At 61.3% G+C, this 12961-nt stretch carries 13 protein-coding genes and 1 pseudogene; 8 read left to right on the top strand and 6 right to left on the bottom strand.

Annotated elements, in window-relative coordinates:
* The first annotated feature begins 315 nt into the window (after nt 1-315).
* The 5 genes and pseudogenes from BA011_RS07270 (at nt 316) to BA011_RS07250 (ending at nt 5106) form a co-directional block, all read left to right on the top strand.
* On the top strand, nt 316-2178 hold the full coding sequence (locus BA011_RS07270; protein ID WP_065279933.1) for a calcium-binding protein: 1863 nt from the start codon (nt 316-318) through the stop codon (nt 2176-2178).
* A gap of 130 nt (nt 2179-2308) precedes the next feature.
* Nucleotides 2309-2500, top strand: a pseudogene (locus BA011_RS07265) (hypothetical protein); the annotation flags it as partial.
* Nucleotides 2501-2758: 258 nt separating this feature from the next.
* The gene (locus BA011_RS07260) at nt 2759-3265 is read left to right on the top strand and encodes a winged helix-turn-helix transcriptional regulator (RefSeq protein ID WP_065282440.1); all 507 of its coding nucleotides are present in this window, start codon (nt 2759-2761) and stop codon (nt 3263-3265) included.
* A gap of 65 nt (nt 3266-3330) precedes the next feature.
* Nucleotides 3331-4596 carry a beta-ketoacyl-ACP synthase II gene (gene fabF, locus BA011_RS07255; RefSeq protein WP_065279932.1) on the top strand — a complete coding sequence of 422 codons (1266 nt, stop codon included), beginning with the start codon at nt 3331-3333 and terminating at the stop codon, nt 4594-4596.
* 81 nt (nt 4597-4677) lie between these two features.
* Nucleotides 4678-5106, top strand: a complete 429-nt coding sequence (locus tag BA011_RS07250; RefSeq protein WP_065279931.1) for a DUF4864 domain-containing protein — start codon at nt 4678-4680, stop codon at nt 5104-5106.
* A 31-nt stretch (nt 5107-5137) separates the two neighbouring features.
* Here the strand turns inward: BA011_RS07250 and tgt are convergent, their stop codons facing one another.
* The 5 genes from tgt to coaD form a co-directional block, all read right to left on the bottom strand.
* Nucleotides 5138-6268: a tRNA guanosine(34) transglycosylase Tgt gene (tgt, locus tag BA011_RS07245; protein WP_065279930.1), complete on the bottom strand. Its 1131-nt coding sequence runs from the start codon at nt 6266-6268 to the stop codon at nt 5138-5140.
* Entirely contained in the window at nt 6265-7350 is a 1086-nt protein-coding gene (queA, locus tag BA011_RS07240; protein ID WP_065279929.1) for a tRNA preQ1(34) S-adenosylmethionine ribosyltransferase-isomerase QueA, read from the bottom strand. Before queA ends, tgt begins: the two co-directional genes overlap by 4 nt.
* Nucleotides 7351-7424: 74 nt before the next feature.
* Nucleotides 7425-7934 carry a peptidylprolyl isomerase gene (locus BA011_RS07235; RefSeq protein WP_003539661.1) on the bottom strand — a complete coding sequence of 170 codons (510 nt, stop codon included), beginning with the start codon at nt 7932-7934 and terminating at the stop codon, nt 7425-7427.
* A gap of 29 nt (nt 7935-7963) precedes the next feature.
* Nucleotides 7964-8536 carry a peptidylprolyl isomerase gene (locus BA011_RS07230; RefSeq protein ID WP_027665846.1) on the bottom strand — a complete coding sequence of 191 codons (573 nt, stop codon included), beginning with the start codon at nt 8534-8536 and terminating at the stop codon, nt 7964-7966.
* 51 nt (nt 8537-8587) lie between these two features.
* Nucleotides 8588-9082, bottom strand: coding sequence for a pantetheine-phosphate adenylyltransferase (gene coaD, locus BA011_RS07225; RefSeq protein WP_065279928.1), 495 nt, complete (start codon nt 9080-9082; stop codon nt 8588-8590).
* A 90-nt stretch (nt 9083-9172) separates the two neighbouring features.
* Between coaD and BA011_RS07220 the strand changes: the two genes are divergently transcribed.
* The 3 genes from BA011_RS07220 (at nt 9173) to BA011_RS46085 (ending at nt 9911) form a co-directional block, all read left to right on the top strand.
* A complete protein-coding gene (locus BA011_RS07220) occupies nt 9173-9451 on the top strand; it encodes a hypothetical protein (RefSeq protein WP_065279927.1) in 279 nt (92 codons plus the stop codon).
* A 133-nt stretch (nt 9452-9584) separates the two neighbouring features.
* Entirely contained in the window at nt 9585-9740 is a 156-nt protein-coding gene (locus BA011_RS44180; protein ID WP_003539654.1) for a hypothetical protein, read from the top strand.
* Nucleotides 9741-9776: 36 nt separating this feature from the next.
* Nucleotides 9777-9911, top strand: a complete 135-nt coding sequence (locus BA011_RS46085; RefSeq protein ID WP_018445350.1) for a hypothetical protein — start codon at nt 9777-9779, stop codon at nt 9909-9911.
* Between the two features lie 161 nt (nt 9912-10072).
* Here the strand turns inward: BA011_RS46085 and gyrA are convergent, their stop codons facing one another.
* On the bottom strand, nt 10073-12889 hold the full coding sequence (gene gyrA / locus BA011_RS07215) for a DNA gyrase subunit A (protein WP_065279926.1): 2817 nt from the start codon (nt 12887-12889) through the stop codon (nt 10073-10075).
* Nucleotides 12890-12961 lie beyond the last annotated feature (72 nt).

The raw sequence follows: 12961 nt of genomic DNA, 5'->3' as shown, positions 1-12961 counted from the left end.
TTGTCGAACGCCATTCACGGCAAGCCGCTGCGAAACCGGAATTGAACATTGACGATCATCGGATCCTCCCGTGTCGGATTCGCCGGACTCCGCTCTTGCGGCCCTCTCGCTCAGGCATGCTCAGCCGGCCGGACGGAAATATGCAAGCACAGATTTAATAATAAATACAATCCGAAACGGGCCACATTCGGAACAATATACCATGGTTAACGGGGTGATACCGCACGACCCTCCTCGTGTATTAAATCGAATTGGCTTTAACGACTGGGGATATATTCCCATCGCCAATTCCCTCATAAACTGGGAGAAAAAGCTATGGCTCAAGCCGTTAGAATAAACGATATTATTCGTTCTTTTGGAATTGATACGCATATCGACTACACCGACGGAAAATATTCCAATGTCGGAGAAGTTGTTAAGGCTCTCGACTATCTTGGCCTTGATACGGTTCGCGATCACGCCCCCAACTCCGCTTCCGACCCCAATGGCCAAACGCATCTCGGCGACGCGGCCGAGGCCGGCGTGCAATTCGTCTTCAGCGCCCAGCGGGAAGTCGACCCCGCCGCTGTCGCCCAGCGACTGCATGCTTTCGTGCAGACCCATCCCGGGTCAGTCGTTGGCATCGAAGGTCCGAACGAAGTCAACAACTGGCCGGTGAGCTATCACGGCTTGAGCGGTCAGGCCGCAGCGGTCGCCTATCAGAAAGACCTGTCTGCCGCCGTCAACGCCGATCCCTTGCTGAAAAATATCCCCGTTCTCGGCTTTACCGGATATACGGTCGCTTCCGCCTCCGACTACACGACGATCCACACCTATGCGAAGGATGGCGACCAGCCATATTCATGGCTTTCCCGCGAAGCCGGCGTTCAGCGCGCTGCCGATCCCGGCAAGCCGCTGGCGATCACCGAGACCGGTTACCACACCTCGCTCACCGCCGACAGCAATGGCGGCTGGGAAGGCGTCAGTGAAGCGACGCAGGCAAAGCTCCTGCTCAATACGCTGATGGACGGCGCGGCCCTCGGCTCGAAAAACACGTTCATCTACGAGCTGCTGGACGCCTATTCCGATCCGCAGGGCGCCAATCAGGAAAAGCATTTCGGCCTTTTTCATCTCGACTATTCGGCCAAGCCGGCTGCGACGGCGATCCACAACCTGACCGAAATCCTTCAGGACGACGGCGCAACAAGAGCGAGCTTCAGCGCGGGAACCGTCAATTATTCGATCGACGGCCTGCCGTCCTCGGCCCGCAGCCTGCTCACGGAAAAATCGGACGGAAGCTACCAGATCATCATCTGGAACGAGCCCGATATCTGGAACCAGTCCTCCGATACAGCCATTCAGGCCGCGGCAACAGCCGTCAAGGTCAATCTCGGCGCCTCATTCGGCTCCGTGAAAGTCTTCGACCCGCTGACCGGGACGACGGCGATCAAAAGCCTCAGCAACGTTTCGTCACTGACGCTCGATGTCGTCGACCATCCTTTGATCATAGAGATAGCAGGCAGCGGCGCCAGCACTCCGCCGGCCACCAATCATCTCTATGGCGGCACCGGTAACGACACCTTCACCGTGACCAATGCCAACCAAATCGTCGACGAAAGCCTGGGCGGCGGAACGGATACCATCAAGGCGTCGATCTCCTTCAGCCTGGCCGATCAGAAGCATACGGTGGGAACGATCGAAAACCTCACCTTGACCGGGACGGCCAATCTCAACGCGACGGGCAACAATACGGCCAACATTCTCACCGGCAACGACGGAAACAATTCTCTCAACGGCGGCAAAGGTGCCGATCGATTGGTCGGCGGGCTCGGAAACGACAAGCTGATCGGCAAGGCCGGTGCTGACGTTCTCATCGGCGGCGGCGGAGGCGATTCTTTCGTCTTCGATGTGAAGCCCGACAATACCAGCGTCGACAAGATCCGGGATTTTTCCTCCGCGGCGGGCGACAAGCTGATGCTCGATCATTCGATTTTCGCCGCGCTCAGCCTATCCAGATTTTCGGATGAGAATTTCGTTCTGGGAACGAAAGCGCTCGAGGCTGATGACAAGCTGATCTACGATCAGGCGAGCGGCATTCTAGCCTATGACGCGGATGGAAGCGCAGCGGGCGCGGCCATCCACGTTGCGGATCTCGATAATTCCACCGCACTTCACTTCAAAGATTTCTTGCTTGCCTGACCCGCTCGGCCCGTTCCCTTCCGGGCGCGGGCCTGCAGATCACAGGGCAGTCGCGTCTCCTCCTCTTGCCGGAGCCTAAATCCCGGCCACATTCTCCGTTGACGCCACCCGTGCAGGTCAGGAGAAGCCTTTGCCCTGGATCGCCAATATCGTCCATTTCATCGCCGCAGCATTTCTGACCAACGGAATTCCGCATTTCGTCAACGGCGTCAGCGGCAGACCGTTCCGCATTCCATTCGCGCAAGGGGCAAAGCTCGGCTCACCGACAGCGAATGTCGTATGGGGCTGGGCGAATTTCCTCATCGCCTTCCTGCTCTTTGCCACTGCATAATTCCTTAAATCGGAATCGATTTAAGGATAAAATTATGCAGCAATTCAAAGTGTTACAGCGTCCTTTGCGCGTCTGAAAAGACGCGCGGCGCTGTAATATCGGGCCGCTCTATATCGGCACGCTGGGCGACACGATCTTCGTCGCGGCCGGCATGCTCGTCATCGGCATCCTGCTTGCCCGGATTTTCAAGGGCGGCGTTTGATATAACTAACTTGCATGATGATAGTCACTGCTGTAATGACTATCATCATGCAGCGGACGAGTTTCAGCGACTTCAAATGCCCGGTGGCGCGCGCGCTCGACAGCGTCGGCGACTGGTGGAGCATGCTGATCCTGCGCGATGCCTTTCAGGGGCTTTCGCGCTTCGACGAATTTCAGAAAAGCCTCGGCGTGGCGCCGAACATCCTGACGCGACGGCTCAAACATCTGACGGAAAAGGGGCTGTTCGAACGGCGGCTCTACCATCAGCGCCCTGCCCGCTACGAATATCTGCTGACGGAAAAGGGCCGTGATTTCTTTCCTGTTCTGATGACGCTGTTTTCATGGGGAAGCCGGCACATCCCGGAAGAGGACCTCGCCTTTCTCTTGGGCGATTCCGCTTCCGGCAGAGAGCGCCAGACGATGCTGGTCGATGCGCGGACCGGCGAAGAAGTGACACCTGAAAACACCAGCCTGCTTGCAGGTCCCGCCGCCGATGACGAGGTGCACGAGCGGATCGCCCGCATGCGCGCCTGGTACCTCGGCATCGACGCATAAAGCAAAAAGTTACAGCGTCCTTTGCGCGTCTGAAATACGCGTGGCGCTGTGGAGAGGAAAATAGAATGGATCGCATTGTTGTCACCGGCATGGGACTTGTCTCGCCACTCGGCACCGGTGTCGAGCCCGCCTGGAAGCGCCTTCTCGACGGCGGTTCTGGGCTGCGGGTGTTGGCGGAGGATATCGTCGGCGAACTCTCGGCCAAGGTCGGCGGGATCGTTCCCGGCATCGCGGAAGATGCTGAGGCTGGTTTCGATCCCGACCGTTATATCCCGCCGAAGGACCAGAAGAAGATGGACCGCTTCATCCACTTCGCCATGGCGGCGACGGAGGAAGCGGTGAGGCAGGCCGGCTGGATGCCCACTGACGAAGGCGAGCGCGAGCGCACGGCAACGATCATCGCGTCGGGCGTCGGCGGCTTCCCGGCGATCGCTGAAGCGGTGCGGATCGGCGAAACGCGCGGCGTTCGGCGGCTGTCGCCTTTCACCGTGCCCTCCTTCCTCGTCAACCTCGCCGCCGGCCAGGTCAGCATCCGTTATGGCTTCAAGGGGCCGCTCGGGGCTCCGGTGACGGCGTGTGCGGCCAGCGTCCAGGCAATCGGCGATGCGGCGCGGCTGGTCCGCTCCGGTGAAGCGGATGTGGCGATTTGCGGCGGCGCCGAGGCCTGCATCGACAAGGTGAGCCTCGGCGGCTTTGCCGCTGCGCGTGCCCTTTCCATCGGTTTCAACGAGACGCCGGAGCTGGCTTCACGGCCTTTCGACACGGCGCGCGACGGTTTCGTCATGGGCGAAGGCGCCGGCATCCTGGTCATCGAGACGCTGGAGCACGCGCTTGCCCGTGGCGCCACGCCGCTCGCCGAACTCGTCGGCTACGGCACAGCCGCGGACGCCTACCACATGACCTCGGGCCCCGAAGACGGCGACGGCGCGCGCCGGGCAATGGAGGCGGCACTCCGGCAGGCAAAGATCCCCGCCTCCGAGGTCAGGCACCTCAACGCCCATGCGACCTCGACACCGGTCGGTGACAGGGGCGAGATCGCGGCGATCGGCACGGTCTTCGGCCGCAATGGCGGTATTGCCGTCAGCGCGACGAAATCGGCGACCGGCCACCTGCTCGGCGCCGCCGGCGGGCTCGAGGCGATCTTCACTATCCTTGCGCTACGCGACCAGATCGCGCCACCGACCCGCAACCTGGAGCATGCGGATCCGGCCGCCGACGGCATCGATATCGTCGGCAAGACGGCGCGGCCGCTGGCGATGGACTATGCGATTACCAACGGTTTCGGCTTCGGCGGGGTGAATGCCAGCGCCCTGTTCCGCCGCTGGTCGTAAAGTCCACTTTCCTTGTGCTGAAAATCGCCTACACTTCTGCTCTATCGGCGATCCTTTCCCCGATAGAGCCGGAGATACCCCATGCGCGCCTTCTTCGCAGTTCTCATCCTGTGTGCCGCGTCCGCCCTCTCCCCTGTCTCGGCCCGCGCCGAAGATCCGATCGACACGACGCGGACGATGATCGAGCAACAGATCAAGGCCTTCCTCAAGGACGATGCCGAGACCGCCTATTCCTTCGCCGCGCCTGGCATCCGGGCGCTGTATCCCGACAAGAACCTGTTCTTCGCCATGGTGAAGAAGAGCTACGAGCCGGTCTATCACCCCGGCAATTACGCCTTCGGGCGCAGCCGCTCGATCGACAACGGCGCGCTGATCTATCACGAGGTGCTGATTTCAGGCCGCGACGGCAAGGACTGGACAGCGATCTACCAGATCATGCGCCAGCCGGACGGCAGCTACAGGATCAACGGCGTGCAGATCATGCCGGACGCGGACAGCAAGGGCATTTGATCCCGATCTGATCAAACTTCGTCTGATTGGATCAAACGGGTTCGAGATCGCCCCTCGCCCATTCCTCCTGCGTTTCCGCCATGAAATCGGCGAAGCGGCCTTCGGCGATCGCCTTGCGGATGCCCTGCATCAGTTCCTGGTAATAGGCGAGATTGTGCCAGGAGAGCAGCATGCCGCCGAGCGCCTCGTTGGAACGGACGAGGTGGTGGAGATAGGCACGCGAATAGTCGCGCGAGGCCGGGCAGTTCGACTGTTCGTCGAGCGGGCGCATATCCTCGGCATGGCGGGCATTGCGGATATTGACCTTGCCGCGGCGGGTAAAAGCCAGGCCATGGCGGCCGGAACGGGTCGGCATGACACAGTCGAACATGTCGATGCCGCGGGCGACCGATTTCAGGATATCATCAGGCGTGCCGACGCCCATGAGATAACGCGGCTTTTCCAGAGAAAGCACCGGCAGTGTCGTTTCCAGCATCTGCAGCATGACGTCCTGGGGCTCGCCGACGGCAAGGCCGCCGATCGCATATCCCTTGAGGTCGAGCTGGCTCAGCGCCTCGGCCGAACGGATGCGCAGCGCCGGGATATCGCCGCCCTGGACGATTCCGAACATCGCCTTGCCGGGTTGCTCGCCGAAGGCGACCCGGCAGCGCTCGGCCCAGCGCAGCGACATTTCCATGGCGCGCTCGATCTCCTTCGGCTCGGCCGGCAGCGCCACGCATTCGTCGAGCTGCATCTGGATGTCGGAGCCGAGCAACCCCTGGATTTCGATGGAGCGCTCCGGCGACATATGGTGCAGGCTGCCGTCGACATGCGACTTGAAGGTGACGCCCTGCTCGTCGAGCTTGCGCAGGCCGGACAGCGACATCACCTGGAAGCCGCCGGAATCGGTCAGGATCGGATGCTCCCAGCGAATGAGCTTATGCAGGCCGCCGAGGCGGGCGACACGTTCGGCGGTCGGGCGCAGCATCAGGTGGTAGGTATTGCCGAGGATGATGTCGGCGCCGGTCTCGCGCACCTGGTCGAGATACATCGCCTTGACCGTGCCGACGGTGCCGACCGGCATGAAGGCCGGCGTGCGGATCTCGCCGCGCGGCATGGAAATCTGGCCGAGGCGGGCGCCGGAATCGGTCTTGTCGAGCGTGAATTGGAAATTGTCTGTCATTTGTCTTTCCGGAAAAGAAGGCTCGCGTCGCCGTAAGAGTAGAAGCGGTAGCCCGTCGAAATGGCGTGTTGATAAGCCGCGTGCATGGTCTCGAAGCCGGCAAAGGCCGAGACCAGCATGAACAGCGTCGAGCGCGGCAGGTGGAAATTGGTCATCAGCATGTCGACCGCCTTGAAGCGGTAACCAGGTGTGATGAAGATGCCGGTAGCGCCGGCCCAGGGCATGATCTCTCCGCTTTCCTCGGCGGCACTCTCGATGAGCCGCAACGAGGTCGTGCCGACACAGACGATGCGCCCGCCTCTTTCCCGCACGGCATTCAGCCGGGCGGCGATCTCGGCGCTGACATAGCCGCTTTCGAGATGCATCTTGTGATCGGCGGTATCGTCGGCCTTGACCGGCAGGAAGGTGCCGGCACCGACATGCAGGGTGACGAAATGGCGTTCGATGCCGGCCCTATCGAGCGCTTCGAACAGCGCGGGCGTGAAGTGCAGGCCGGCTGTCGGCGCGGCAACGGCGCCCTCCTCGCGCGCATAGATCGTTTGGTAATCGGCGCGGTCGCGCTCGTCCTCGGGGCGCTTTGCGGCGATATAGGGCGGCAGCGGGATATGGCCGACGGCGGCGATCGCCTCGTCGAGCGCAGGGCCTGAGAGATCAAACAGCAGCGTCACCTCGCCGGCCTCGCCCTTTTCCTCGACGGTGGCATCGAGCGAACCGAGGAAGCAGCTTTCACCTGAATGGCCGAAGGAGATGCGGTCGCCCTCCTTGATGCGCTTGCCCGGCTTGGCGAAGGCCTTCCAGCGGCTGGGGCCGGTACGCATATGCAGCGTTGCCGACACCTGCTGGCCGCCGGCGCCGTCGCGATGGCGTATCCCCTCGAGCTGAGCCGGAATGACCTTGGTATCGTTGAAGACCAGCGCGTCGCCAGCCCGCAGGAAGGAGGTGAGATCGCCGACGCGATGGTCCGACAGGTGGCTTTCCGCATTCGGATCGACGACGAGCAGGCGCGCGCTGTCGCGCGGCTCAGCCGGCCTCAACGCTATGCGTTCATCGGGCAGATCGAAATCGAAAAGGTCTACGCGCATCAGGGCACTTTCAGGCAAAGCGAAACCCGCCCCGCGCAGCTATGCGCAAGGGCGGGTTTCAGCAGAAATCACAATCAGACGTCGGCGGCAACCCGCATGGAGACGATCGAGTCCGGATCGGAAACCGGCTCGCCGCGCTTGATCTTATCGACGTTATCCATGCCTTCGATGACCTGGCCCCAGACGGAATACTGCTTGTTCAGCCAGGGCGCGTCGGTGAAGCAGATGAAGAACTGCGAATTGGCCGAGTTCGGGTTCTGCGAACGGGCCATCGAGCAGGTGCCGCGCGTATGCGTGGTCGCAGAGAATTCGGCCTTCAGATCTGGCTTCGAGGAGCCGCCCATGCCGGCGCGGCTGGGATTGAAGGTTTCCGAGCCCTTCTTGCCGAATTCGACATCGCCCGTCTGGGCCATGAAATCCTGGATGACGCGGTGAAAAACGACGCCGTCATAGGCCTTCTCGCGGGCGAGTTCCTTGATGCGGGCGACATGCTCCGGGGCGACCTGCGGCAAAAGCTGAATGACAACCTTGCCCTTGGTGGTTTCCAGAATGACGGTGTTTTCGGGATCCTTGATCTCGGCCATTGTCTTCTCCTCTAGTTTTCTCTCGTAACTTACTTCTTGCCCAGGGTGACCTTGATCATCCGGTCGGGACTTTTGACTTCGCCGTTCTGGCCTTCGCCCTTCTTGATCTTGTCGACGTTCTCCATGCCGGAGACGACCTTGCCGACGACGGTGTACTGGCCGTTCAGGAAGGAACCGTCGGCGAACATGATGAAGAACTGCGAGTTGGCGGAATTCGGATCCTGCGAGCGGGCCATGCCGACCGTGCCGCGCACGAACGGGGTCTTGGAGAATTCAGCCGGGATGTCAGCCATGTCCGAGGAGCCGGTGCCGGCGAGGCTCGCATCGAAGCCCTTTTCCATGTTGCCGTATTTGACGTCGCCGGTCTGAGCCATGAAGCCGTCGATGACGCGGTGGAAGGCGACGTTGTCATACTCGCCCTTCTTGGCCAGCGCCTCGATCTGGGCGACATGCTTCGGCGCCACCTCAGGCATGAGCTGGATGACGACGGGGCCATCCTTCAGCTGGATGGTAAGATAATGATCGGCCGACTGGGCGAAGGCATCCCCCGCGAAGGAGGCGAGATACAACACGCCGGCAAATGCGAGATAAAAGAGTTTCATATGAGCTCCATTGCGGCGGGTTCCGCCTAGTCTTTGCGCTTGCTAGTCTTGCTAGTTTGGGCGCTTGGATGTGAGGGCTTGCAAGACGGCGGCCGGCACGAAAGCGCTGACATCGCCGCCCATGGCGGCGATCTGGCGGACCAATGTGGCGGTAATGGGCCGCGAGGCCGTACCCGCTGGCAAAAAGATGGTCTGAATATCGGGCGCCATCGTCCGGTTCATGCCGGCCATCTGCATTTCGTAATCAAGGTCGGTGCCGTCACGAAGACCGCGGATCAACAGCGTGGCGCCATGGGCGCGGGCGGCATCGACGACCAGATTGTCGAAGGCGACGACGGCGATGTCGCCGGTCTTGCCAGGCAGCGCTTCAGCCAGCGAACGGCGGATCAACTCAGCCCTCTCTTCGAAGGAGAAGAGCGGCGCCTTGCCGGGATGGATGCCGATCGCGACGATCACCTTTTCGGCGACGTTGAGCGCCTGGACCAGAACATCCACATGCCCATTGGTGATCGGGTCGAAGGACCCCGGATAGAAAGCTGTCGTCATGTGGCCCGACCGTTGGTTTGACGCCTTTTGTCACGGATGACGCCTTCCCGCAAGTGATTTGGCCAGTCGTTCCGGGCGGCTGAATGGCGGATGAATGTGCCGTTCAAGGCGGTTTCAGACAGGATCTGCTTAACTCGGATCATCAAGGCAGCCGATGCCATTCCGTCATCCGGCGCTCCCCGAAAGACCAGGTCCATGCTGATCGTGCTCGTCGCACTTGCCGTCTTTTCCTCCCTCGCCGCCGAGATCGCCTATGGCTATTTCGCCGATCGATACGAGATGAGCTGGGTGCGGCCGGAGCTTGCCGAACATGCGGCGATCGTGCGCGCACAGGGCCGGCTGCGCGAAAAAAACGAGCTTCGAATCTGAATGCCAGATGAACGAGACATTCAAGGTCGCTTCAGATCGGCATTGGTAAACACCCGATCAACATCCGGCGGAACCATTTACAGACGGATGCGTTCATTCAACCGATACATAGAGCGGCGCGGAAGGAATAAAAATGCCCGGCAAGATTACGATGATTAACGTGCTCTGGATGGTAATGGTCACGGGCATGCTGACCGCAACTGTCGCTCTCTATGATCAGAAGGTCGATACGTCCAAGGTTTATGGTCCCTATGCTTCGGCCCGCACGGCCGTGCTGGGCCAGTACTGAGGGGCGAGAACGCAACTCCCCAGGAAAGGAATGCCTATGTTCACGATCTTGACAGTGCTCACCGCCCTTATCAGCGTCATGTTCATCGTGTCTGTGGCCTCGACGATTTCAGCGCTCCGGCGCGAAGGCGAAGAGGTGAAGGCTCTGAACGAAAAACATAGAGCATTCTGACGTTCCTTTCTCTCCTCTTCCCACCCTTGAGCGGCACCCTTCCGTCGCCAGGGCCATTCAAAGCCGGATGCACCCAGCGTCCGGCTTTTTCTTTTCGGTTTGAAAAGAAGAAGGGCGGCTTGAAAAGAAAAGGGCGGCTCGAAGCCGCCCCATTCATTTGATCATTCCTCGGCAGGCCCGGCCGGATCGCCATCGGCACCCGGCGCCTCGTCACCGCCACCTTCATCGGTAGCAGGAGCGCCTTCGGCGACCTCGACAGCCTCTTCATCCTCCTCCGGCTCGCTGATGCGCTCGACCGAGACGACTTTCTCGTCCTTGGCCGTCGAGAAGATGGTGACGCCCTTGGTGGCGCGGCTGGCGATGCGGATGCCGCCGACCGGCACACGGATCAACTGACCGCCATCGGAGACCAGCATGATCTGGTCACCGTCATCGACAGGGAAAGCCGCGACCAGCTCCCCGATCTCGCCGGTCTTCGACGTATCGGTGGCGCGGATACCCTTGCCGCCGCGGCCGGAGATGCGGAAGTCGTAGGAGGACGAACGCTTGCCGAAGCCCTTTTCGGAGACGGTGAGCACGAACTGCTCGAGCTGCTTCAGCTCTTCGTAACGCTCGTCGCTCAGCTGTCCCTCCTCGGTGACTTCCTCGCCGACCAGCGCGATTTCCTCGGCCTCGCCCGTCGTCAGGCGGCGGTCGTTGGCGGCGCGCTTCAGGTAGGCGGCGCGTTCCCACGGCTCGGCGTTGACATGGCGCACAATGGTCATCGAGATGATGCGGTCGCCGCCGGCAAGCGTGATGCCGCGCACGCCGATCGAGTTGCGGCCGGCAAAGACCCGGACGTCGTCGACGGAGAAGCGGATGCACTGGCCGAGCGCCGTCGTCAGAAGCACGTCGTCATCTTCCGTGCAGGTCTCGACGGAGAGGATTTCATCGCCCTCCTCCTCGAGCTTCATGGCGATCTTGCCGTTGCGATTGACCTGGACGAAGTCCGACAGCTTGTTGCGGCGAACCGTGCCGCGCGTCGTCGAGAACATGACGTCGAGATTGTCCCAGCTCGTCTCGTCCTCGGGCAATGGCAGGATCGTGGTGATGCGCTCGCCGGGTGCGAGTGGCAGCATGTTGATCAGCGCCTTGCCGCGCGAGGTCGGCGTGCCGATCGGCAGGCGCCAGACCTTTTCCTTGTAGACGATGCCGCGCGAGGAGAAGAACAGCACCGGCGTATGGGTATTCACCACAAATAGCCGGCTAACGAAATCCTCGTCGCGGGTGGTCATGCCGGAGCGACCTTTGCCGCCACGGCGCTGGGCACGGTAGGTGGTGAGCGGCACACGCTTGATATAACCGAGATGCGAGACGGTGACGACCATGTCTTCGCGGGCGATCAGATCCTCGTCGTCCATTTCGAGGCCGCCATCGACGATCTCAGTGCGGCGCGGCGTGCCGAACTCGTCGCGGACGGCGATGAGTTCATCCTTGACGATGGTCTGGATGCGGACGCGCGAGGAGAGGATATCGAGGTAATCCTTGATTTCCTCGCCGATCTTGTTGAGTTCGTCGCCGATTTCGTCGCGGCCAAGCGCCGTCAGACGGGCAAGGCGCAGTTCGAGGATGGCGCGGGCCTGCTCTTCGGAGAGGTTGTAGGTGAGGTCGTCATTAATGCGATGGCGCGGATCGTCGATCAGACGGATCAGGCTTTCGACATCTTCCGCCGGCCAGCGGCGGGTCATCAGCTCTTCGCGGGCGGACTGCGGATCGGGCGCCTGGCGGATGACGCGGATGACCTCGTCGATATTTGCGACGGCAATGGCGAGACCTACCAACACATGGGCGCGGTCACGCGCCTTGCGCAGCAGGAATTTCGTTCTCCGGCTAACGACTTCTTCGCGGAAGGAGACGAAAGCGCGCAGCATGTCGAGCAGCGTCAGCTGTTCGGGCTTGCCGCCGTTCAGCGCCACCATGTTGCAACCGAAGGAGGTCTGCAGCGGCGTATAGCGATAAAGCTGGTTGAGGATGACCTCGGCGTTGGCATCGCGCTTCAGCTCGACGACGACGCGATAGCCCTGGCGGTCGGATTCGTCGCGCAGGTCGGAGATGCCTTCGATGCGTTTGTCGCGCACCAGCTCGGCCATCTTCTCGATCATCGTCGCCTTGTTCACCTGGTAGGGAATCTCGGTGATGATGATCTGCTCGCGGTCACCGCGCATCGGCTCGATGGCAGCGACGCCGCGCATGATGACGGAGCCGCGGCCGGTCTCATAGGCCGAGCGGATGCCGGCACGGCCGAGGATCTTCGCACCCGTCGGGAAGTCGGGGCCGGGAATGATCTGGATCAGTTCCGGCAGCTCGATGGCCGGATCGTCGATCAGCGCGATGCAGCCGTCGATGACTTCGGAGAGATTGTGCGGCGGGATGTTGGTCGCCATGCCGACAGCGATGCCGCCGGCGCCGTTGACGAGCAGGTTCGGGAACTTGGCAGGCACCACGACCGGCTCGGAGAGCGTGCCGTCGTAGTTGTCGCGGAAATCGACGGTTTCCTTGTCGAGATCGTCGAGCAGCGAGTGGGCAGCCTTTTCGAGGCGGCATTCGGTATAACGTTCGGCCGCCGGCGGATCACCATCGACCGAGCCGAAATTGCCCTGACCGTCGATCAGCGGCAGACGCAGCGACCAGGGCTGCGCCATACGGGCGAGCGCATCATAGATCGCGGAATTGCCGTGCGGATGGAATTTACCCATTACGTCACCGGTGACGCGGGCGCATTTGACGTATTTCTTGTTCCAGTCGATGCCGAGCTCGGACATGCCGTAGAGGATGCGCCGGTGCACGGGCTTCAGACCGTCGCGCACGTCGGGCAGCGCGCGGCTGACGATGACGCTCATGGCGTAATCGAGATACGACCGCTGCATTTCCTCCATGATGGAGATGGGCTCGATGCCTGGCGGGAGCTTCCCGCCGCCGGGGGGTGTTTGCTCAGTCAAAACAGATCACGATCTCTTCTAGAATCACTTGAAGATTTATAGCGGAAAGCCTGTTGCCGCGCCAATTTCACA

Origin of the sequence: Rhizobium leguminosarum, from assembly GCF_001679785.1 — a bacterium.
GTDB classification, from domain to species: Bacteria; Pseudomonadota; Alphaproteobacteria; order Rhizobiales; family Rhizobiaceae; genus Rhizobium; species Rhizobium leguminosarum_R.
Note: the sequence above shows the minus strand (reverse complement) of the source record. Positions and strands in the feature narration are given on the sequence as shown.

What these genes read in the sequence shown, in the direction of transcription:
- BA011_RS07270 (WP_065279933.1), top strand. Translation starts at nt 316, where the DNA reads ATGGCTCAAGCCGTTAGAATAAACGATATTATTCGTTCTTTTGGAATT.
- BA011_RS07235 (WP_003539661.1), bottom strand. Translation starts at nt 7,934, where the DNA reads ATGGCCGAGATCAAGGATCCCGAAAACACCGTCATTCTGGAAACCACC.
- BA011_RS07220 (WP_065279927.1), top strand. Translation starts at nt 9,173, where the DNA reads ATGAATGTGCCGTTCAAGGCGGTTTCAGACAGGATCTGCTTAACTCGG.
- fabF (WP_065279932.1), top strand. Translation starts at nt 3,331, where the DNA reads ATGGATCGCATTGTTGTCACCGGCATGGGACTTGTCTCGCCACTCGGC.
- BA011_RS07230 (WP_027665846.1), bottom strand. Translation starts at nt 8,536, where the DNA reads ATGAAACTCTTTTATCTCGCATTTGCCGGCGTGTTGTATCTCGCCTCC.
- BA011_RS07250 (WP_065279931.1), top strand. Translation starts at nt 4,678, where the DNA reads ATGCGCGCCTTCTTCGCAGTTCTCATCCTGTGTGCCGCGTCCGCCCTC.
- tgt (WP_065279930.1), bottom strand. Translation starts at nt 6,268, where the DNA reads ATGACAGACAATTTCCAATTCACGCTCGACAAGACCGATTCCGGCGCC.
- BA011_RS07260 (WP_065282440.1), top strand. Translation starts at nt 2,759, where the DNA reads ATGCAGCGGACGAGTTTCAGCGACTTCAAATGCCCGGTGGCGCGCGCG.
- coaD (WP_065279928.1), bottom strand. Translation starts at nt 9,082, where the DNA reads ATGACGACAGCTTTCTATCCGGGGTCCTTCGACCCGATCACCAATGGG.
- BA011_RS44180 (WP_003539654.1), top strand. Translation starts at nt 9,585, where the DNA reads ATGCCCGGCAAGATTACGATGATTAACGTGCTCTGGATGGTAATGGTC.
- BA011_RS46085 (WP_018445350.1), top strand. Translation starts at nt 9,777, where the DNA reads ATGTTCACGATCTTGACAGTGCTCACCGCCCTTATCAGCGTCATGTTC.
- queA (WP_065279929.1), bottom strand. Translation starts at nt 7,350, where the DNA reads ATGCGCGTAGACCTTTTCGATTTCGATCTGCCCGATGAACGCATAGCG.